This window comes from Xenorhabdus innexi, from assembly GCF_002632485.1.
Taxonomy (GTDB): Bacteria; Pseudomonadota; Gammaproteobacteria; order Enterobacterales; family Enterobacteriaceae; genus Xenorhabdus; species Xenorhabdus innexi.
Genome location: NZ_NIBU01000001.1, coordinates 80,650 through 102,668, shown reverse-complemented (window position 1 = coordinate 102,668; position 22,019 = coordinate 80,650). Strand labels below are relative to the sequence as shown.

10 protein-coding genes are annotated in these 22,019 nt (G+C 45.9%); 4 read left to right on the top strand and 6 right to left on the bottom strand.

What is annotated here, in order from left to right:
• Positions 1-28: 28 nt before the first annotated feature.
• On the bottom strand, positions 29-3,001 hold the full coding sequence (locus Xinn_RS00315; protein WP_143706501.1) for a hypothetical protein: 2,973 nt from the start codon (positions 2,999-3,001) through the stop codon (positions 29-31).
• A 363-nt stretch (positions 3,002-3,364) separates the two neighbouring features.
• On the opposite strand from Xinn_RS00315, the gene Xinn_RS21895 reads away from it, so the two are divergent.
• Positions 3,365-3,502, top strand: coding sequence for a hypothetical protein (locus tag Xinn_RS21895; RefSeq protein ID WP_169923506.1), 138 nt, complete (start codon positions 3,365-3,367; stop codon positions 3,500-3,502).
• Between the two features lie 227 nt (positions 3,503-3,729).
• On the opposite strand, the gene ompW is transcribed toward Xinn_RS21895, so the two are convergent.
• Entirely contained in the window at positions 3,730-4,371 is a 642-nt protein-coding gene (gene ompW, locus Xinn_RS00310) for an outer membrane protein OmpW (RefSeq protein ID WP_086953257.1), read from the bottom strand.
• A gap of 296 nt (positions 4,372-4,667) precedes the next feature.
• Between ompW and Xinn_RS00305 the strand changes: the two genes are divergently transcribed.
• Positions 4,668-5,408, top strand: a complete 741-nt coding sequence (locus Xinn_RS00305; RefSeq protein WP_086953258.1) for a YciC family protein — start codon at positions 4,668-4,670, stop codon at positions 5,406-5,408.
• A gap of 23 nt (positions 5,409-5,431) precedes the next feature.
• Here Xinn_RS00305 and Xinn_RS00300 read toward each other — a convergent pair whose 3' ends face one another.
• A complete protein-coding gene (locus Xinn_RS00300) occupies positions 5,432-7,138 on the bottom strand; it encodes a SulP family inorganic anion transporter (RefSeq protein WP_086953259.1) in 1,707 nt (568 codons plus the stop codon).
• Between the two features lie 263 nt (positions 7,139-7,401).
• Here Xinn_RS00300 and Xinn_RS00295 point away from each other — a divergent pair, with 263 nt between their 5' ends.
• Together Xinn_RS00295 and yciA are read left to right on the top strand one after the other, a co-directional pair.
• On the top strand, positions 7,402-7,938 hold the full coding sequence (locus Xinn_RS00295; RefSeq protein WP_086953260.1) for a septation protein A: 537 nt from the start codon (positions 7,402-7,404) through the stop codon (positions 7,936-7,938).
• Positions 7,939-8,016: 78 nt separating this feature from the next.
• On the top strand, positions 8,017-8,445 hold the full coding sequence (gene yciA, locus Xinn_RS00290) for an acyl-CoA thioester hydrolase YciA (RefSeq protein ID WP_086953261.1): 429 nt from the start codon (positions 8,017-8,019) through the stop codon (positions 8,443-8,445).
• 87 nt (positions 8,446-8,532) lie between these two features.
• Here the strand turns inward: yciA and Xinn_RS00285 are convergent, their stop codons facing one another.
• From Xinn_RS00285 to Xinn_RS00275, 3 genes are read right to left on the bottom strand one after another with little or no spacing between them, the layout of a single operon-like run.
• Positions 8,533-10,152, bottom strand: coding sequence for a condensation domain-containing protein (locus tag Xinn_RS00285; RefSeq protein WP_086953262.1), 1,620 nt, complete (start codon positions 10,150-10,152; stop codon positions 8,533-8,535).
• Positions 10,149-15,083, bottom strand: a complete 4,935-nt coding sequence (locus Xinn_RS00280) for a type I polyketide synthase (protein WP_086953263.1) — start codon at positions 15,081-15,083, stop codon at positions 10,149-10,151. Before Xinn_RS00280 ends, Xinn_RS00285 begins: the two co-directional genes overlap by 4 nt.
• A gap of 21 nt (positions 15,084-15,104) precedes the next feature.
• On the bottom strand, positions 15,105-22,010 hold the full coding sequence (locus tag Xinn_RS00275; protein ID WP_244590101.1) for a non-ribosomal peptide synthetase: 6,906 nt from the start codon (positions 22,008-22,010) through the stop codon (positions 15,105-15,107).
• Positions 22,011-22,019: the final 9 nt, after the last annotated feature.

The window sequence follows — 22,019 nt, the reverse complement described above, 5'->3', positions numbered from 1 at the left end:
CCAATCTCCTTAAATATTAAGGCGAAAATTAATTTTTAACAGTGCAATTCATTCCGTCATCACCACCTGTGCATTCGATATTTTTTTTACCTCTGCCATCATAACTCTCATTATTAGATTCTTCTTCAAAGGTAAACGTATACTTTCCTCTACGAGCGTAATTCTTATCTTCATATTTCCAATTACCATTTTCATCAGGTACAGCAATTTTAATACTCCCAACCCCATCAAGTGATATTAGAATATCAGGATCTAAATATTCATCTTCACCTTCATCTTCAATAGTTGGCATAGATGTGCCATAAAACTCGGTGAAAACACCGTCATTTTTAGTTGCTACAGAAAAAAGTTTAGAACTGAGTATTGTCACTTCATCTTTCTCATCAGGCATTAAACCACCAGATGAATCTTTGCCGACAGCAGTAATAGTAATAAAACCTACTGGTACTTCCTGAGCCTCATAATGCCAGGTATCATTATCAGAACTAGCAGGGGATGGTGAAGACTCGGAATTACCGGATTTATATGACACCTCAACTGTAATTCCAGTATCAGCCTTACCTTCTATTGAAACATTTTGTGTATCCTGAGTATTGGAAGAAATGAGTTCCTTATCTTCAGGCTTAGTAATCTTTACAGAACAGGCTTGCACAGAGTAACTCACTTCACTTTTACCGGGCATGCCGGGTAAGAGAGATTGATGAACAGACTGCAATTCTGATGAAGACTCGGAAACTGATGCCTTATAATTAATGGAACAAACTGCCGTTAAATATTCCAGAGTCCATTTACCTGTATCCGTCTCAACACTCGGCGTATAACTTTTTGTTGGTGAATAAATCGTTCCATCATTGTTATAACCCGTTATCTGAACCTGTATATCTCTTGCATCACCTGCTGTATCACTATTAACCAGACCCGATAAATCGTATTTTCCGGCAGGAATAGTTTGCCCATCTTGTATTGAAGTGATCGTTTCTCCGCATGGCGGGCCATTAAATGTAACACCCGAATTACCCATACCAGTAATACTCACTGTGCCGGTAATACCACATGGCACCCACATGTATACTTCCCAGTCATCACCATCACCAATATGCTGGGTTGAGTAACTATTATTATCGAAACTGGTGACAAGTACAGGCCAATTTCCATCTTCAGCACGGCCTTTTCCTGAAACGGAAATATAGTTATTGCCAATGGTGGAATTAGGTTCCGGGCTGGTTATACTCGCAGAGCAATTTTGTGCCGAGTAACTCACTTCGCTTTTACCGGGCATTCCAGGTAGGAGAGATTGATGAACAGACTGTAATTCTGATGAAGACTTGGAAACTGATGCCTTATAGTGAATGGAACAAATGGCTTCTAAACCTTCCAGAGTCCATTTGCCTGTATCCGTATCAACACTCGGCGTATAACTCTTTTCTGGTGAATAAACAGTTCCATCATTGTTATAACCCGTTATCTGAACCTGTATATGTTTTTCATCATCAACCGTATCACTATTTACCTGTCCCGATAAACTGTATTTTCCGGCAGGAATAGTTTGCCCATCTTGTATTGAAGTGATCGTTTCTCCGCATGGCGGGCCATTAAATGTAACACCCGAATTACCCATACCAGTAATACTCACTGTGCCGGTAATACCGCATGGCATCCAGATATGTCCAACCCAATTATCACCATCCCCGGTAGGCTGGGTTGAATAACTCTTCTTATCGAAACTGGTGACAAGCTCAGGCCATTCTCCATCTTCAGTACGGCCTTTTCCTGAAACGGTAATATAGTTATTGTCAGCGGTGGAATTCGGTTTTGGGCTGGTTATACTCGCAGGGCAATTTTGTGCCGAATAACTCACTTCTGCTGATGCTTTTGCTATAGAAAAATATAAGTAAGGAGATGCAGAAGCTTTATATTGAATAGAGCAGACTGCCTCTAAATCTTTCAGAGTCCATTTACCTGCATCCGTATCAATATTCGACGCATAACTCTTTTCTGATGAATAAACAGTTCCATCATTGTTATAACCCGTTATCTGAACCTGCACATTACCAGCACGTGAATCGATATTTGCCAGCCCCGATAAAGAGTATTCTCCAGCTGGAATAGTTTCTCCATCCTGCATTGAGGTAATCGTTGCTTCACACAATGAGCCATCAATTATTAAACCAGAATTATCTACATCTTTAATACTAACTGAAGTACCAAGACCGCATGGAAGCCAGAGGTTACTTTCCCAATGATTATTCGATGTAGCTGTAACACTAACAAAATAAGGAGAAGAAGTAATAGAAGAATTGATACTAAGTTCAGGTAAAGTTCCATCTTCATTTAAACCCTCCCCTGAAACTAAAACCCAGTTATTATCTAAAACTGTATTAGGAGCGGGAGAAGTAATTCTTGGTGGCTCCCAGTCATTATCATCTTTTATAGTGATAGTAATATTATTATTGTCATTAATTGGATAACCATCGTTATTTAAACAATCACCGCCACCACAATCAACAGTAACGGTAAGATCACAACCCCGAGCTGTATCAACATGATAAAACCATCCCATCCCAGGACCCAACCAAGTTGGGTTATAAGAAAAATCTAATGTAATATCACAACCCTTATATTTTTTATTATTAAAAATAGTCTCTGTAGTCCAATCAATAGTTTTTGCTATTCCCGTACATAACGGAATACCAAACGTATTTTTAATTTCAATTTCTTGTCCAAAACTACCCCCGGCTGACACGGAAAAACTTTTTTCTCCTGAATTATACATACAACGATCGTCAATTCTATCAATATTTAATGTGTCATGTTTACTTTCATTTTTAATTGTTAAATTGTAATAATAAAATGGAGGTACTGGCCATATTCCGGGCTTTTTTTCTTGGCTATTTTTTATATATGGGATAATTACCATCCTATCTGATTCAGCTGCATTAGCATTATGAAAAATGATTGATACTATAAAAAATAATATGGAGTATAAATTTATTTTTTTCATAAGATAATATCTCATCAAAAAATGATGTTGTCTGGTGAAAAACAACAGAATGAAATTCACGATAGATTTAAACAGAATTAAATTCAAACAATTCCATTTATAAAAAATATACTATCCGTTACAGATTCAACTCATTGGCCGATACACAGAAGAAAAACACATCAAAAAAAACGGTTGACAAGCAAATAAAGGATCAGTTCGCTAGTACGCAGGATTGATTCAGATACATATTACTAACACTCTACTAACAAGGCGCTTATGATGATCACACTTATGAAAACTATGAGAACAGCTCAAACCGTGCGTTGGTGGCTCTACTTCCCTCTCAGGGCGGTTGAATAACGATAATAAAAGAGGGGGAGTATGACAGATAAGGACTTCAATATTTCGATAAATCAGCGAGAAACGGTCTATCAGGCTGATCCGACGCTGCTTTTCAACCAGCTATGCAATAATCGATCAGCAACGTTATTATTAGAATCTGCTGCCTGTCTTAGCTAATCTGCTATCAGAAAAAACCCTGACTACTCTCAAAGCACACACCCTTCAGGTACAATTTCCTGCTATTAAAAAGAACTTAGACGAAGATAGCCGCTTAAAAGCCGATTCTGTTTTTGATGCATTACATGCTATACCCATCGTAATTAAAGATGGGTATATGTGACTGGGGTGAGCAAGCGTAGCCAACAAAGAAGCAGCTTGAAAGACGAAGTGTATATATCAAATCATCAGAATTTATAACCAACACCGAACATAAATACCCAAGGATTAAGGCGGGTTTTATATTTTTGTTCTTGATCAGCAACTTTAAATTTCACATCAGTTTCAATATTAATCCACCAGAGTGAAGTATTTAACATCCAGTTTTTATCAAGTTGATAATCCAGACCAACCTGCCCTGCAACACCCCAGGAGTTTTTCAGATCCAGACTATTTAAATTTGCCGCTTTTACAGTAGCATTATTATTAAATTTTTCATCAAAAAATGTTGTATAGTTTATACCTACGCCGACATAAGGACGTAATTCATTCTCTGCATTACCGAAATAATATTGAGCCATTAATGTTGGTGGTAACTGTTTAACTCTCGCAATTTCCCCTGCACCCGGCAAATTGACATTATGTTGAAATGGCGTTGCAGCCAATAATTCAGCACCAATATTATCAGTGATCATATAACCGAAAGTTAAACCTAATTGCGTATTATTATTTACATTAAATGAGCCTAAACCTAATACATCATCAGAGCCGGTATGTGGCCTTACCGTTGCTGTACCAGCACGGAACAGGAAGTCACCGGATTCATGGGCAAAAGCAAATGATGGGGCCAGCGTTGCCGCAGCCAGGACAAGCGCAGAAATTTTTTTCATTATCGATCCCATTTATTTAGTTTTTGTGGTTACAAATTTATTATTTCACCTATGGGATATTTTGAATTGATCCAAGTCAAAATTACCTGAATATCTGCCTATCAAAATTTGAGTGGTTAACAACGATTTGTCACAATCCTCACATAAATGGAGCATGCTCCATTTATGACAATGAACCAATTTTAATAAGTAAAATTGCACAATAGTTGTCAACTTTATCTTTTAGCTATCCAATAATCCGTTGAACAAGGTACAATTGGGTTTCATTACTGTTTCATCTGATAGGAGCCATTTACATGCCCATCACGGCAAATACCCTGTATCGTGACAGCCTCAACTTTTTTAAACACCAATTGTTGAATATTGTCATACTCTCTGTTTTAGCCGCGTTGGTGACTACACTGCTGAATCACCTTCTGATACCTGATGGTGAGCAACTTAAGTTATTGACTGAAATACAAGATACTTTTCGGGAATCCGGCAATTCAGGTATTAAAAACTATATTGAGCAATTGGCCCCGGAAACACAGCTAATGCTCATTCGCACAATGGGCGGGATCTTATTTTCCAGTATTTTTGGTGATACTTTACTGACTGCCAGTGTATTAATACTTATCAGTGCTATTTCCAACGGGCATCAGACTAATGCGCTACAAGCCTGTCAACTATCGTTGACTCAATTACCTAAGATGTTTTTACTGGTACTCATCTGTACCCTGTTAGTTCATATAGGTTACGCTTTGATGTTCATTCCGGGAGTTCTGTTTTCAATTGTATTTGCATTTGCTCCGCTTCTGCTGCTTGAGAAAGGCAAAGGTATATTCGTATCCATGCAGGAAAGCTGGCGATTAGCATTCGATACTTTCCGCCTGTTAGTTCCTGCCGTTTTGCTATTGCTTGCAATGAAACTGATTATTGCGCTTGGATTATCCAAAATGCCGGACATCGCCTTATCAACAGCAAATAACCTGTTGTCTTCCCTGTTGCTGATTTATCTATTCCGTTTGTATATGCTGGCTAAACCAAAAAATCCGTAGATGGCAAACCAAACAGCCTCGCTTTATTCAGCGAGGCTCTCTTCAGCCTGTTTTTTACTCTGGATCAAACGAATAGCAAAATAAAGATCGGGAACAACCATTAAATCCTCATCACTACGCCGGAGTTTGTTCTGTTTTATCCAATTCTTTAATTCAGTGCTGCGGCCTGCAAGAACTAATGTTATTCGTTTCCTTTTCAATTCAGTAATCAGTTCATCCAACACAGCGAACACACTGACATCATCATGGGTAAAACTGACTGTTGCATCGATCACCAGCCATTCCGGGCGTTTGGAGGTACTGTTTATATGTTGTAAAACCCGCTTTTTGAAATATCCGGCATTGAAATAAGTCAGAGGAGAGTTAAAACGATACATGACTATTCCATCGACAGGTACAATATTATTGCCCTGATTGATGGAGCGGATCATTCCCTGTTCATTTACTCCTAATAACTGATCTGAAGGACGAAATATAATGCGTAAAAATTGTAATAAACCCAATAACACCGCAAAACCAATTCCATCAATCACACCAACTAACAAAACAGCAACAAGGGTAAAAGTGGATAGTATAAAAGCCTGACGATTGCGTTTCCGATATGCCCAGATATTTTTTAATCCGAGTAATGACCATGTAGAAAATATCAGGACAATACCTAATGACGATAATGGAATATATGACAAAAATTTCGTCATAAAAAGCAACACCAACAAGATGGTGATTGCAGAAATTATCGATACCATCTGGGTTTTGCCACCAAGGGCATCATTGACCGCAGTACGACTGCTGGCTGCACTGACTGCAAACCCCTGAGATAATGATGAAGCAATATTGGCAATACCCAATGCCCGTAATTCTGAATCTGCATCTACCTGATAACCGTTTTTGCTGGCAAAGCTACGCGCCGTTATCATAAAACTGACAAAACTGATAACAGCCAGGTTTATGGAAGGAACCACCAAATCACGGATACTACCCAGTTCAAATTCAGGCACTGGTACAATTGGCAGCCCATCTTTCATATGACCAACAATCTCAATACCATATTGATTTAATTCAAATTGCCAACTCACATAAGTAGATATCAGCATCGCCAGCAATGGTGCTGGCCAGCCCGGACGCAGGAAACGTACACTCAGCAGAACAAGTAAAGTCATTGCAGACATTGCCATTGTCGGCCAGTGAGATTCCAGTAACTTATGTGGTAATGCAATCAACCGCTCAATCAGTTCCAGAGGCAAACCAGAAATCCCGAATACTTTAGTAATCTGGCCCGCCATAATAGTAATGGCTACCCCATTGATAAAACCTTTTAAAATGGGGCGCGAAAGAAAATCTGCAAATGCTCCCAACCGAAAATGGCTTGCCAGTATGCACCAGATCCCTGTCATTAACGTCATTATAATCGCAAGCTGCCAGCGGACATCTGCATTTCCGAATGCCAGAGGTGTTACCGCAGCAGCAATAACAGCACACGTTGCAGCATCCGGCCCGATAATCAACTGGCGGGATGTGCCGAATAGTGCATAAACAAACATAGGCAGAATACAGGCATACAGACCAATAATTGCACTTATGCCCATTAATTCAGCATAAGCAATCGCCACAGGTAAAGCGACAGCGGTAACAGACAGGCCTGCCCGTATATCATGGCTAAAATATTCTTTCCGATAATTGCAAAGACTCTCCAAACCCGGCATCCAGCGATATAACCTTTTCCCCAGCATAGTTTTCCTCAACATAGCCTTACGCAATGGTTTAACACAATTCATAACCAAGTAATCAAGCCGTTACATAATCAATGATTTTACATAATATAGCGATACAAACCTTCTGTGAAAGGAGATACATTATAAAATCAGGTCAAATCAAAACCCACAACGCGCCCTCTCCTGACGGTCTTTTTCTTTAAACCATTTTATTAAGATCTGATACACTCTGGCATAAATTCAGAAACCTGCCATCATGTGTATTACAGTGAGCTAATTTTATGAAACAACTTCTAGATTTTTTGCCATTAGTCGTTTTTTTTGTTGTCTATAAGATGTATGACATTTTCTATGCTTCAGGTGCATTGATCGCTGCTACCGGGCTGGCTGTTGTTATCACTTATGCGGTTTATCGCAAAGTTGAAAAATCATCTTTAATTACCTTCGCAATTACCGCTGTCTTCGGCACACTGACTTTAGCCCTTCATGACCCTTTGTTTATGAAATGGAAAGTAACTGCTGTTTATGCCATTTTTGCACTGGCTCTGCTGATCAGCCAATGGGTGATGAAAAAACCATTAATCCAGCGTATGTTGGGCAAAGAGTTAGAATTGCCTGTTGCTATCTGGAATAAACTGAATATGGCTTGGGCCATTTTCTTCATTGCTTGTGCATTAGCAAATATTTATGTCGCTTTTTGGTTACCTCTAGATGTTTGGGTTAACTTTAAAGTATTCGGGCTAATGGCATTAACACTGGTCTTTATCGTATTGAGTGTGATATATATTTACCGCCATCTGCCCCGCGAACAAGAATAATAACAATAATTTTCATATGGATACCTGCCGGATTATGGGCAGGTATTGTTGTATTCACCAAATAAAGCAAGTTTTCTAATGACACAACAACAATGCTTACCAAACGGAGAATTGGTTCTCCGTACACTGGCTATGCCAGCTGACACTAATGCCAACGGGGATATCTTCGGTGGTTGGCTGATGTCCCAGATGGATATTGGCGGCGCCATTCTGGCAAAAGAAATTGCAATGGGACGTGTAGTTACTGTCAGCGTAAATGGCATCAGTTTTCTAAAACCGGTCGCGGTAGGTGACGTCGTTTGCTGTTATGCCCGTTGTCTGAAAACAGGCAACTCATCCATTACCATTCACATTGAAGTCTGGGTGAAAAAAGTAGCATCTGAACCAGTCGGGCAACGTTATCGTGCCACTGATGCCGTTTTCACCTACGTCGCCGTTAATGAAAATAATACTTCCCGCCCGTTACCGGAAGGGAAAAGAAATTTCAAACTGGAAAGCAGTAACTAAGGGTCGCTACTCATTGAGAAAGTAACCCGTCAAGGTGCTGGTTTTTATCCGGCACCTTGTTGGTTTTGCGTACTCATACTCTGTATCTCATTCAGGTATAAGTAAGGAAAGGGACGATAGTTTTTCTTTAAGTAATCCGGTAAACCGCGCCATTCCTGCCTGATTGAAGCAGCAACAATTGATTTGCATGATCGGTTTTCCATCCTCAGAAAGTGTGACATAAATATTGATAGAGTCATTTTCCCACCGGGTAGAAATGGCCTGACTGGATAGTGCCTGATACTCCCGATGTTCACTTTTCCAGTAACTGCTCAGGTGCAATCCGCCCGGTCTGTTATCAGCAACCGCAGCCTTGAATACATCCTGTAATATGTTGATATTAATCGTCGGTTGTGAGATTTCTACACTGCGCTTCGTTCGGCTGATAATAGATTGCGGAGGTCTCGGCTCCATAAACAGAAAATCAGCCAGAAAGTGTGGATAGAGCCGGGCACGCCGGAATATTTTGCTGTAAAGCCAGCTACCGGTACGGATAGCCAGAGAGTAAAGTTTAGGGCTTTTATGCCAGCGCTGTTCAGCCAGCACGCCAACAGGTAAACCCCACGGGCACTCCATATGGTCATAAGCAGATAAAATCTTTTCCCTGATCTGTTCCAGCAGGGCAATTGTTGCCATTCCCTCCTCTGTTTTTTTATCCTCCTTGTTTTTATTCTTTATGCCTGTTTTATCCATATCGACAGGCACTGGCATGACGCGCAGCGTGGGTGCCATCAGTGTTTCACTTCCGGGCTGTTCCCGCCCTTCCAGTACCGAATTAAGGGAAAAACGCGCCTGGCCTGTCATGGCATAAACCACCTCAGAAACCAGTGTCAGAAAAACCATCTGCAATGTGGCTTTTTGCTGCTTTGCCAGAATACTCAGCGAATCATAGCTATTATCGGGAAATGGCAGGTATAACTCATGGTCGGTAAGGCTATCCTGATTGAGATAACAGGCAGGAAAGCGCGCATATGGATACCCCGTCAGATGACGCCGCCAGAAATCCCGATCCTGCCGCTGCCGACGATGATACGTTGCCCGCTCACGGCTTACCCATTCATCAATCTGCATCTGTTCTGACGGGTTTTTATCACGGTGCTCCAACGACATTTTTTCCCCGTGGCACCCTTGTGCATAAAGATGCCATAGCTGTTGTTCGAACAGATGTATGGCTCCCCCGTCAGCCACAATATGAGGAAAGCATATAAGCAGCAGGTGCTTTGATTTTTCCAGCCGGAAAAGCTGTGTCCGCAGATGGGGCGGTGTTTTCAGGTCAAAGGGGGTATCCGAGAACTGCCGGATAGTGCGGATAATGAGCTGCTCCTGCTTATCAACGCCGTTACTGTCAAAACAGTGGCCTGACAGATCCTTAAACGGCAGGTCAAATTCTCTGATCTGACAAAGCCGCTGCATCGGTGCATAATCCAGAATTTCCGTGCGCAGGGAAATATGTGACTGAATCAGGGTATTGATAGCCTGTTCCAGCACTGTTGTCCGTAATTCTCCTTCAATCAGAATAGACGCCTGATTGTTAGCGGTATCCCCCAGTGCCGTAGCAACAAACCAGAAACAGTGCTGAGCATATCCCAGCGGGAACCAGTCCCCCTTCCCTTGACGCCTTTCTGAGTGATGTGCCCCCCGTTTCTGGGTATGAGTACGGATGATCATTTCCTTTCCTCCGGCCTGGCTGTCTGGCTTTCGTTTTTTTCACTTTCGGTTTTCTGGCGACGAAAATTGACCTGTTCAGCTAATTGTTCAATGGTGGAATATTCGTAAATAAATCCGACGGGAAGTGCCACTTGCAGCCGTTGTTTAATGTTTGCGATGATCTGCACTGCCATAAGCGAGTGTCCATTCAGTTCGAAGAAATCATCAAACACACCCAACGGGCCAACCCCCATTTTCTCCTGCCAGATATCAGCAATAATCTCTTCTGTCTGATCGCGGGGAGGTTGATACTCAATACTCAATATCGGGCGGGGATAAAGATTCTGCTTACTGGTTTGCTGTATGGCTGCGATTTCATGCTGATCTTGTTGCTGTTTTGTTGAGGCACTTTTTATTGCGGTACTTTTTGTGGAAACATGGCTTTCTGTATCGTCGTCAGTATCCGGTAACGGCAGGCCACGGGTCGAGATAGCGTAAACACTGTCACCGTGTGCCAACAGTGATTCCAGCAACTGACAACCCTCTTCCGGCAAAATACCGTGTATAATGCTGTCCTGTTCTTTATCATCCTGATACCACTGTCGCAGGCTATCCACGGCCATGCCGACTTCACGCCATGAATCCCAACCGATGGCAAGGTAACGGGTATCCTGCTTTTTGCCTGAATGACGCAATAAAGCATAAGCGTCCTCAAACGCATTCGCGGCACAATAAGCAACCTGCCCGATGGCTCCTACGGTGGAGGCCAGCGATGAACACAACACGAAAAAATCGGGTGGGCGACGTTTAAATCCATTGCCTATAGAGCCATTACCCATAAGCCCATTACCCATAAACCAATTATCCAGCACCTGGGTTCCCATCACTTTGGACTGAAAAACCTGTAGTGAATCTTCAAATCTGCGGTTCTGAATCAAACCACCGTCGGCAATTCCGGCACAATGGAAGACGCCGTGGATCTGCCCGTACCGGCGAACAACATCGGTTAATGCCTTGCTGACTCTGGAGGCATCCGCCAAATCAGCGGAAATGACTGAAACAGATGCTCCCCTCTGTTGTAATTGCTGTAATAAACGAATGTGACGTGACCGTTTATTATCGGCGTCATGGGTTTCCAGCCAGTTCGTCCATTCGTTCTCAGGAGGTAATTCACTGCGGCTGATGAAGATAAGATGAGGCTGACAGCGACTCGCCAGATAGGTTGCAATGGTGGTACCAATACCGCCGAATCCTCCTGTAATCAGGTAGTTTCCTCCATTCCTGAATAACGGCTTTGATGTAGCGGGTAATGTGACGGTTTCAGTCAACGGAACATAGCGATGCCTTCCCCGAAGTGCCACCGTATTATTTTGATCGCCTGTATCCCCGTTTTGCGCTTCAGGCCGCCCAAGAAGCTCTGTCAATAATGTTGCTATTACTGTGTTAAACCGCCCGGCACTCAGCAACGGCAATGACCATCGGGTAGAAGGCAGAGCAACATCAATACTCCGGCACTGTACCCGTTCAAACTCTTTGGGGATCACGCGATAAGGGCCAATCAGCAGAGCTTTGGCAGGATCGTTACGCTCATGTTCAGTAATGGCATGCAGCCGGTTGGAGAGAATATCTATTTTTAATAGCGCAGTCTTTTCTGATGTTTCCGCTCCCGCCGCAAATTGTCGGGCAATGTGCAGCAAAGATTCATAATTAGTAAAAGCAGTGGTTAATCTAATGGAAGAGGAACGGGTGATCGACCAGCCATGAATAATATGGTTTACCGCTATTTTCTGATGTTGAAAGACCTCGGTCAGTGACTGATAGTCTTCGTTGCGTTGTGGGTGAATCGTTATCTGGCGTGCATTTGTATTAGCCCGGAAATGCCTGCCCCGTATCACCTGCCAGACTTCACCACCCAATTGGCTCAACTCCGCCGTTAATCGTTTTCCTACCCCTGACCGATCCATAAAAATCAGGAAAACCTGCCCATTTAACCGTGCATGATCCTGCATGGGTACCGTCATCTGTTTCCAGCGCACCTGATGGCTCCACTGTTCCAGCGGCAGTCGTTTGCTCTCCGGTTTACTGCCCGATGCAGACTGACCAGAGCCGGAATCGCTGTTTACGGCATGGCTATTTGAAGTATTTTTATTTGAGGTATCGTTGATCAACGTATCCAGACTGTAACGTTGATGCTGAAACGCATATCCGGGCAGAGGGAGACGATGACGTTTCTGGTGCTGATAAAATGCGGCCCAGTCTACAGATACCCCTAGCTGCCATAATTGTCCCAGTACATTCAGCAGATGCTGGCGATCAGGAACATTCTGTTTGATAGCACGGGTACTGTTGAATGTGTGCTGAGCCAGCCCGCTCAATTTGACTAATCCGGTTAAAGAACTGCCCGGCCCGACTTCCAATAAGATGGGGGCTTTGGGAAGTGAGGCTTTCTGTGGCTGTAATTTTGCCGGAGTCGCTTTTGCAGAATCTGCCGGTTGAGACAACAAGCATTCGATACCCTGACTGAATGCAACCGGTTCACGTAACTGGCGAACCCAATAATCCGGTGAAGTGGCCTGTTCCGCCGTGATCCATGTTCCTGTGATACAGGAGATAAATGGCATACGGGGTGGTGACAGGGATATGCCCTCGAATGATTGCCTGAAAGGTTCCAGACACTCATCCATCATAGCGCTATGAAAAGCGTGGGAAGTATGCAGCGGTCTGGCTACGATATTATCCTCCTCCAGACGCCTTTCCAGTGCCAGTATGGCCTCTGTTTCGCCGGAAACCACGCACAGTTCAGGCGTATTATAAGCAGCCAGTGTCACGCCTTCACTGAGATAACCCTGTAATTTTTTCTCATTAAGCTCTACCGCCAGCATTTTTCCGGCAGGCATCTGATTCATTAACTTCGCCCGTCTGACCACAATTTTCAGGGCATCTTCCAGAGTAAAAACACCGGCAAGGCAGGCTGCAACATATTCACCGATACTGTGACCGATACAGGCTGTCGGATGGAGTCCCCATGTCATCAGCAACTGGCTCAACGCATATTCAACCGCAAACAGTGCTGGCTGGGTATAACGTGTCTGATACAGACCGGAATTGCTATCGGATACCGCCGAGTCAAAAATCAGCGGGCGAATATCGCGCCCCAGTAACGGCAGCATGATCTCCGCACAACGATCAACGATGGTTTTAAATACCGGCTCCTGCTCATAATATCCCTTCATCATGCCGGGATATTGCGCGCCTTGTCCGCTGAACATAAAAACAACTGATGAGGAAGTAGTACGTGATATGGAAGCAGTACGTGATATTTCCGCGCTCCGCTGTGCTGTCTGGGACAAATAATTATTCAGTGCCGTTATCGCCTCTGCATGGTTATGACAAACCAGACTATGCCGGTAATCCATTTCATGGCGACCGACATGCAGGGTATATGCAATATCCGCCAACGAGCACTCAGGTGATTTCTCCAGCCATTGGCGGAAGTGAAGTAAGTTGTCCTGCAATGCAGCAGGAGATTTAGCTGAAAAACAGAGTAACTGTTGAGGATGAGCCGGGCCTGACGAGGAAATATCGGGCGCTTCCTGCAAGATCATATGGGCATTGGTTCCGCCGATCCCAAAGGCGCTGACTCCCGCCCGGCGAACACTCTGGCTCTGCCACTCTTCCCCCTGAATCGGGATATAGAACCTTGAGCCGGTCAGGTTAATCTCAGGGTTCAGACGGGTAAAGTTAACTGCCGGAGGCAAATAGCGGCGTGTCAGCATTTGCGCGACTTTGATTACGCTCGTCGCACCTGCGGCAGAATCTGTATGGCCCAGATTTGCTTTTACAGAGGCCACCGCACAGCGTTTCTGCTTCGCCTCTTGTTGATCATACACGTTGAACAGGGCTTTCATTTCCATCGGATCGCCAAGACGCGTGGCTGTGCCATGTGCTTCGATATAACTGATACTCTCGGCTGACACATCCGCTGCCAGCAATGCACGCTGGAGTACCGCAGTCTGCCCTGTCACCGAAGGGGCGGTAAAGCCGATTTTCTCCGCGCCGTCGTTATTTACCGCAGAACCTTTAATAATCGCATAAATATGATCGCCGCTCTCAATAGCATCCTGTAAGCGTTTCAACACCAGCACACCAACGCCATCTCCGCTCAGTATACCTGTCGCCTCCGCGTCAAAAGTACGGCAGTGGCCATCATGGGACAGAATACCGCTGCCATCAAAGTGATAACCGCTGCGGGATGGAAAACCAATGTGGACACCGCCTCCCAGCGCAATGTCACAATCTCCGGCCAGCAACGACTGACAGGCATAGTGCAGAGCCACCATTGAACTGGAACAGGCAGAGCCGATAGTAAAACTCGGCCCCTTCAGATTGAGCTTATAAGATACTCGTGTCGAAAGCAGATCGTTATTATTGCCGAACAGCATATCCAGTAAATTCTGTCTTATTACTGCGGGATGATTCAGTAAATAGTGCAGTAAATAGCTGCTGCCCGAACTACTGGCATATACGCCGATTGTTCCGTGGAATTTTTCCGGCGCATACCCGGCATTTTCCAGCGCCAGCCATGAGGTTTCCAGAAACAGACGCTGCTGTGGATCAATAGCCTCAGCTTCCCTGGGAGAATAACCAAAAAACTCAGCATCAAAATCTTCCGGGTGCTCTAATACGGAAACATTACGGATAAAATCGGCCCGTGAACGGGCCTCCATTGATATACCTGCCTCATCCAACTCGGCATCACTCAGCGTTCTGACAGATTCCACGCCTGCGGCGATATTCTGCCAGAATTGATCTATATCCTCCGCGCCGGGAAATTTCCCTGCCATACCGATAATGGCGATTTCGAAACCATTCATCGATTCCATTATCTGTTTTGTCTGAATCTCATTAATGTCGCTGTTTTTATCCGTGTTTTTATTAACATCAATATTCATGATCGGCTCTTCCTCTTCCCGCTATTTTTTTGCCTGCTGCATTTTTTTCTGCATTTCTGCCAGACGCTGGCGTCCCTCAGGAATAGTATTTTTGCTGGCTGCGTTATATTTCTGTCCTGTCTCCACGGTTCCCGCTGCCGGTGACAACGGTGATACTGTGTGCTCACGCCCGTTACTGATAAACCGGGCAAGCTGGTGAATAGTGGTGTAATTGAGTAAATCAATGATGGAGAGATGGGCATAGCCCAGCGCATACAGTTTGAGATGGATACGAGCCAGCAAAAGGGAATCTCCCCCCAGATCGAAGAAATTCGCATCACAATCAGGGAAATCCACATTCAGTACTTCGCTCCAGACCTGTTGGATGGCCTGAACGATGGTTTGCACAGCAGGATCAGCTGATAAGGCCGAGGGTTCTGCCATTCTGTCCGCCGGAGAAACGCCGTACTGCTCATAATATGAAGTCTGGCTTGAGACAGGCGGTGAGAGGTCGTGCGGCAGCCGCTCAATATCGAGTTTGCCATTTGCATTCAATGGCAGTGAAGAGAGTACCTGAAAATACGCTGGAACCATGTAACGCGGCAATCTTTCTGCCAGATAATTGCGCAGTTCCGTTGTGTCCCATTCCGTTGTGCCTACCGTATGTCCGTCAGGAGCGGTTCTATCATGAAGGACAATATAAGCGGCAATCCGTTTACCCCGGCTTTCCTTTATGACACGTACAGCCGCACGTTCCACATCAGGATGTTTGCACAGAACCGCTTCAATCTCTCCGGTTTCTACCCGGAATCCTCGGATCTTGTTCTGATTATCCATCCGTCCCAGAAAATCAATATTGCCATCAGACAGATAACGCCCCCGATCACCGGTTTTATACAACCGGGCAGAGAGGGATTTATCAAACGGGTTTTCAATAAACAGCGCCTGATAGAGGCTCTCCTGATTGAGATAGGTTAACGCCAGACCCGTACCGCCGATATACAACTCCCCCACAGTGCCGACAGGTACAGGATGAAGGAAATGGTCAAGGATATAGACCTGATTGCCCTCAGTCGGTCTGCCGATGGGGACGCTGCTATTTTCTGTACCACGATAATGGTAACAGGTAGTGAACGTGGTATTTTCTGTCGGGCCATAACCGTTGATCAGGCTCAGAGCCGGATACTGTTCTTTAATTCGGGCGGCATGCCATGCAGACATTGCTTCACCACCGGAAACAAGCCGTTTGACGGTTTGCAGCGCTTGTGGTCGTTCATCAACAATCAGGTTAAACAGGGAAGCGGTCAGGAACAGGCTTTCCACTCCCGCCTCCTTAATGATTTTTTCCAGCAGGAGTACAGAAATAGCCGCCTGCGGGTAAATCACGATGGTTCTTCCATTCAGTAACGGCCCCCAGATTTCCCATGTTGAGGCATCAAAGCTGACAGAAGCCAATTGCAGGTAACGGCTGAACTCGCGGAAATCCATAGAGTTGACATCTTTAACCAGACGGATAATGCCTTTCTGCCCGATGAGCACACCTTTGGGTTTACCGCTAGAGCCGGAGGTGTACATAATATAAGCGGGCAGACTGGCCTGATTTTCCGTGTCGCATTCGGGCTGCTCCGGCGGAGTGGTATTCTTCATCTGAGCCAGTGCGGACTGCTCTTCATCCAGCCATAACATAGGGAGATAATGGAATAAATCAGCAGGCAGCGGCCTGTCAATAAGCCGCCCGTCCGTGATCAGCAGATCACATCGGGTATCTTCCAACTGTTCAATCAGGCGGATATCCGGATCATCGGTATTGAGTGGCAGATAAACCGCACCGAGTTTTATCACTGCCAGCATTGAGACAATCAGCTCGATACTGCGTCCCAACAACAGCGCAATATACTGCCCCTGCTTCACGCCTTTCTGTGCCAGCAGATGTGCCAACTGGTTGGATTGCTGATGCAGTTCCAGATAACTGAGCCGTCTTTCACCCAGTTCAAGGGCGCATACAGCAGGCGTGCGGCCGACCTGCTCGGCAAACAGCTCTGCCAGTGTTTCCTGCCCCTGATAACCGGCACTCCCCTGACTGAAACTGTCAATCTTCCGTTGCTGGGTGACAGGCAGGAAATGACCGGCACAATGCAATGCCTGCGGATCTGCCACCATCGCAGTAAATACGGCGGTATAGCATTCCGCCATATTCGCCGCTAATTCACGGCTGATTTTATTTTCATCATAATCAAGCTGAATAGATATTTGATCGCTTGCCAAAGCCGAAGAGAGTGTCAGATGCTGAAAATGAACATCCAGAGTAAAGTGAGTTCCTTCGTAAACATCCTGAGTATGCAGCCTGTCCACTACTTCCAGCCCGACCTCCGGTGCCATCTGGTCGTAAACATGGAAATCAATGTAATTAAACAGCACCTCATCCAGCAACGGTTGCTGACCGAACTGGCGCTGAATTTCTGCCAGCGGATAGCGACGATAAGGCAGGGCTTCCATTTCGTTGGCAAAGACCTGTCGGATCAGCTCACTCCAGGAAACTGACGTCAGGATATGGCGGAATGGCAGGATATTGAGGAACAGGCCGTACAAATCATCCCCTCCCTGCACCTCCGGGCGTCCGTTAGAACTGATCCCGGTCAGAACGTCATGCTCTCCGCTGAAAATGCTGACAACTTTAATATGCCCGGTCAGCAGAATACTTTTCAGCGGCACCCCGAGTTGTTGCATCAGATGACGCAATCCCTGATAAACCCGACGTTCCAGAACCAGAGAAAAGGATTTCAGTTTCGGGCTGGTGGCAGCGGGTGTAACGTGATGAACCCCGTCCGTATGCTGTTTGCGGGGCAGCTCAGGAATAGTGCAGTCGTTCAGCTTCTGTGCCCAATAATCTTTTTGCTTTTCATCAGCAATTGCTGCCAGCTCCAGTGCAATAAAGTCACGATATTCCAGTGATGGCCTGTTTGGTGATGACTTGTTCGGTGAGCGACTGTCTGATAATCGTTCCAGTGTCTGCCCGCTGGCCTGCCCTGTCAGCACGGCATAACGATTGAACACATCCACGATCATGGTGTTATAACTCCAGCCATCAAAGATCGGGTGGCACTCTGTCATCGTAAACTGGAATGAATTATCGGTACGCAACTGGATAAAGAAACGCAACAGCGTTGGCTTCAGCAAATCAAACGGATTGACCCGTTCCGCTTCCAGTAAGGCTTTTGCTCGTCTATCTTGTTCTTCCTCAGACAAATGACGTAAATCTTCCACTACAATCGGCAATTCAGCGAAGGCATAAACCAGTTGCAGAGGTTCGCTGTAATTTTCCATATCAAAGGCGGTACGCAGAACATCATGAGCCGCGACAGTCTGGGCGGTCGCTTCCCTGAACGCCTTTTCATCAAACGACCCGTTAATACGCAGATGGGAAGTGCCGGTACAGTGATACACATTAGCATCGGGAGAGAGGTTCATGTGATAGAACATCCCTGCCTGCATCCGGCTGAGCGGATAAGCATCGGTGATGTTTTCCCCGCTTTCCAGTAAGCGCTGGTAATCTTTTTCTGAAATCTGGCTGAACGGCGCAACACTTTGCATCGGTTGTTGACGCACTCCCTCAACAGCCGCGTCATCAGCCCCGCGCTTATCAATCAGAGCCGCCAGTTCAGCTACTGTCTGGTGCATAAACAGATCCACCAGCGTCAGTGACCAGCCATGTTCCTGTGCTTTCCCCGTCAACTGCACACCGCGCAGGGAATCGCCTCCGAGCGCAAAAAAGTTATCGTGGATACCAATCCGGGAAACCGGCAGTGTATCCTGCCAGAGTATTAACAGGCGGCGCTCAGTTTCATTGCGCGCGGCCTGATATTCACTGGCTAATTGTGGTCGGATTTGCTGCGGTACAGGCAATGCCCTGCGGTCAATCTTGCCATTACTGGTCAACGGCAGAGTATCAAGGAAAATAAAGAGGGATGGCAGCATGTAATCCGGCAGAGTATGTTTCAATTCGGCTCTGAGCATTTCCACCGATAGATTGTGGTCAGACCCTGTTTTGACAGTCCGCGTTTCAGCCGGAGTCGGAACAATATAAGCCACCAGATGGGAGGTATGGCTGCTGTTATCCTGATGAGCAACGACAACAGCCTGCTCTATGGCATCAAGGCGTTTCAGGGCGGTTTCAATCTCCCCCAGTTCGATACGGAATCCGCGAATTTTTACCTGATGGTCAGCACGCCCAAGATATTCCAGACAACCATCCCGCCGCAAACGTGCCAAATCGCCACTGCGGTATAATCGTTGTCCTGCTTCTGCCTGCGGGAAAATCTGCCGTTTGTCGATAAAACGCTGTGCCGTCAACTCAGGCGCGTTCAGATACCCCCGTGCCACACCCGCTCCGCCAACGTAGATCTCGCCCACCGCTCCCTGCGGCGACAGTTTTCCCTGACCATCAAGCAGAAAAATGTCCAGATCATCCAGCGCTTCACCAATCGGGCTTCTTCCCCCCTGTAAGGCATCCGCCTGCACAATCCGGCGATAAGTCACATGGACGGTGGTTTCAGTGATCCCATACATGTTGATGATTTCAGGCTGTCTGTCGCCATGTTTTTTGAACCAGCCCAGCAGACTGCTCGGCTCCAGCGCCTCTCCTCCCAGGATCACATAACGCAGTGACAAAGGCGTGCTCAATTGCTCATCTGCCGCAATAAAAAGCTGGAACGCGGAAGGCGTCTGGTTCAGGACGGTGACTTTTTCCTGTCGTACCCATTGATAGAAATGTCCCGGTGTACGGCTGACCCAATAAGGCACAATACTCAGGCGTCCGCCGTACAGCAATGCGCCCCATATCTCCCATACTGAGAAATCAAACGCACAGGAGTGGAACAGTGTCCAGACATCGTTTTCGCTGAATGAAAAATGCCGTTCACTGGTGCTGAATAACCGCATAACATTGGCATGGGATATTTCCACCCCTTTCGGTACACCAGTGGAGCCGGAAGTATAAATCACATAAGCCAGAGCATCGGGAGTTTCCGATAACGACGGATTTTCCAATGGCATCGTCTGGATAAAGGTTTTTTCGGTGTCGATACAGAGATAATCGACGTTTTTGCTCTCAAACAGCGTCCGGTGAGCCGGAATACCAATCACCAGCCGGACACCGGCATTGTTAACACAGAAACGAACCCGTTCCGGCGCGTTGCTGCCGTCAATCGGCAGGTAGGCCAGCCCGGCTTTTAAGACCGCCAGAATAGCAACCAGCATCTCCTCATCACGTTCCAGACACAGACCGATCAACGGCGTCTGTTCCTGAGGCATTTCCGTTTGTTGTCTGATTCGCAGAATATAATGAGCCAGCTGGTTGGCTCGTTGATTCAATTGCTCATAAGTCAGCATCCGTCCATTATCGGCACTCACGGCAATGGCCTGCGGACGCCGCCGCACCTGTTGCTCAAATGCCTGATGCAAAGTCTGTGTCACCGGCTTCTGTGTCACCGAATTGCGGTGAAGACTGCGCGGCCATTCATGCAGAAGCCAGTGTTTTTCAGCTTCATTGATGCATTGATAATCCGTCAGAGCCATGCCTGCATTCCGGGCAATTTCCTGCAACAGAAAATGGAAATTAGCCTCAAACTGTTTAATGGTCGCTTCTTCAAACAGGTCACTGCTGTACTCAAATGCTCCCTGCAACTGTTCCCTGCCATCTGCCAGCAAAGATTTTTCCATTGACAGCGTCAAATCGAATTTGGCGTAATCCCCCGCCAGAGTAAACGGTGTTGCTTTCATTCCGTCGAACTGCCATCCGGTAGCGTCTGAACCATCAAAAGCAAACATTACCTGAAACAGTGGTGAGTAACTCAAATCCCGTTTAGGGTTGATAGCTTCCACCACTCGCTCAAAACTCACCTGTTGATGGGAAAGCCCATCAAGAACAGTATTAAAAACCTGCTCCTGCAATTCAGTAAAAGTCGCCAGCGGATCAAGCTCAATCCGGTAAACCAGTGTGTTAACAAAAAAACCGACTATGCCTTCCAGCTCCAGTTGTCCGCGCCCGGATACCGGAGAGCCGATGGTCAGGTCGGTCTGACCGCTATAGCGATAAAGCAGCAGGTAAAAGGCACTCAAAAGCGTGGAGAACAGGGTCTTATTCTGTTGTTGTGCCTGTTGTGTCAGTGCCTGAGTCAGTTCAGGAGTGAGAGTAAAATAATGGGTTTTTCCCCGCAGGCTCAGTCGATTCGGGCGTGGATAGTCAAAAGGCAGAGCGATAGGTTCAGCACCGGACAGCTTTTCTTTCCACCACATCAGTGCTTCAGCCGACTCAGGGTTTTCATCCTGTTGGTGCTGCCACTCTGAATAATCGATGTATTGAATGGGTAACTCCGGCAGCATCGGCCTATTGCCCTGCCGACGGGCGTTATAACAGGCTGTCAGTTCACGGCTGATAATACCGGCTGACCAGCCATCAGAAATAATGTGATGCAGCAACATAACCAGAAAGTGGCGATCTTCACTGATCCGATACAGCGTAAAGCGCAACAAAGGCGCCTGTTGTAAATCAAATGGTTGTTGACTGTCATACTGTAAACGCTGCTTTTGCGCTTCTTCGTCCAGTACGGATAAGTCAACAATTGCAAGAGGAAAAGGCACGGATTCATGACAACGCTGATAAAGCGTATTGTCCTGATATACAAAATCAGTGCGGAAAGATTCATGCCTTTCCAGCATATCGCGGATAGCCAGCGTCAGCGCCGGTATCTCCGGTTTTCCTTCAAGTACCAGCGCAGTCGTGATGTGATAAACGGCAGATTGTTGTTCGAGTTGTTCATGTAACCACACACGTTTTTGCGCCTGGGATGCTTTAAACTGAAATGCGTTTTCCTGCATGTTTTCTTCCTGCATATGGCCTCCGACAAAATACCCTTCTCCTGATAGATTTCGGGTATCTTTCATCATCATTATTATGTT

Bases quoted from the DNA above. Each gene is read 5' to 3' on its own strand.
- Xinn_RS00315 (WP_143706501.1), bottom strand. From the start codon at position 3,001: ATGAAAAAAATAAATTTATACTCCATATTATTTTTTATAGTATCAATC.
- Xinn_RS21895 (WP_169923506.1), top strand. From the start codon at position 3,365: ATGACAGATAAGGACTTCAATATTTCGATAAATCAGCGAGAAACGGTC.
- ompW (WP_086953257.1), bottom strand. From the start codon at position 4,371: ATGAAAAAAATTTCTGCGCTTGTCCTGGCTGCGGCAACGCTGGCCCCA.
- Xinn_RS00305 (WP_086953258.1), top strand. From the start codon at position 4,668: ATGCCCATCACGGCAAATACCCTGTATCGTGACAGCCTCAACTTTTTT.
- Xinn_RS00300 (WP_086953259.1), bottom strand. From the start codon at position 7,138: ATGCTGGGGAAAAGGTTATATCGCTGGATGCCGGGTTTGGAGAGTCTT.
- Xinn_RS00295 (WP_086953260.1), top strand. From the start codon at position 7,402: ATGAAACAACTTCTAGATTTTTTGCCATTAGTCGTTTTTTTTGTTGTC.
- yciA (WP_086953261.1), top strand. From the start codon at position 8,017: ATGACACAACAACAATGCTTACCAAACGGAGAATTGGTTCTCCGTACA.
- Xinn_RS00285 (WP_086953262.1), bottom strand. From the start codon at position 10,152: ATGATCATCCGTACTCATACCCAGAAACGGGGGGCACATCACTCAGAA.
- Xinn_RS00280 (WP_086953263.1), bottom strand. From the start codon at position 15,083: ATGAATATTGATGTTAATAAAAACACGGATAAAAACAGCGACATTAAT.
- Xinn_RS00275 (WP_244590101.1), bottom strand. From the start codon at position 22,010: ATGATGATGAAAGATACCCGAAATCTATCAGGAGAAGGGTATTTTGTC.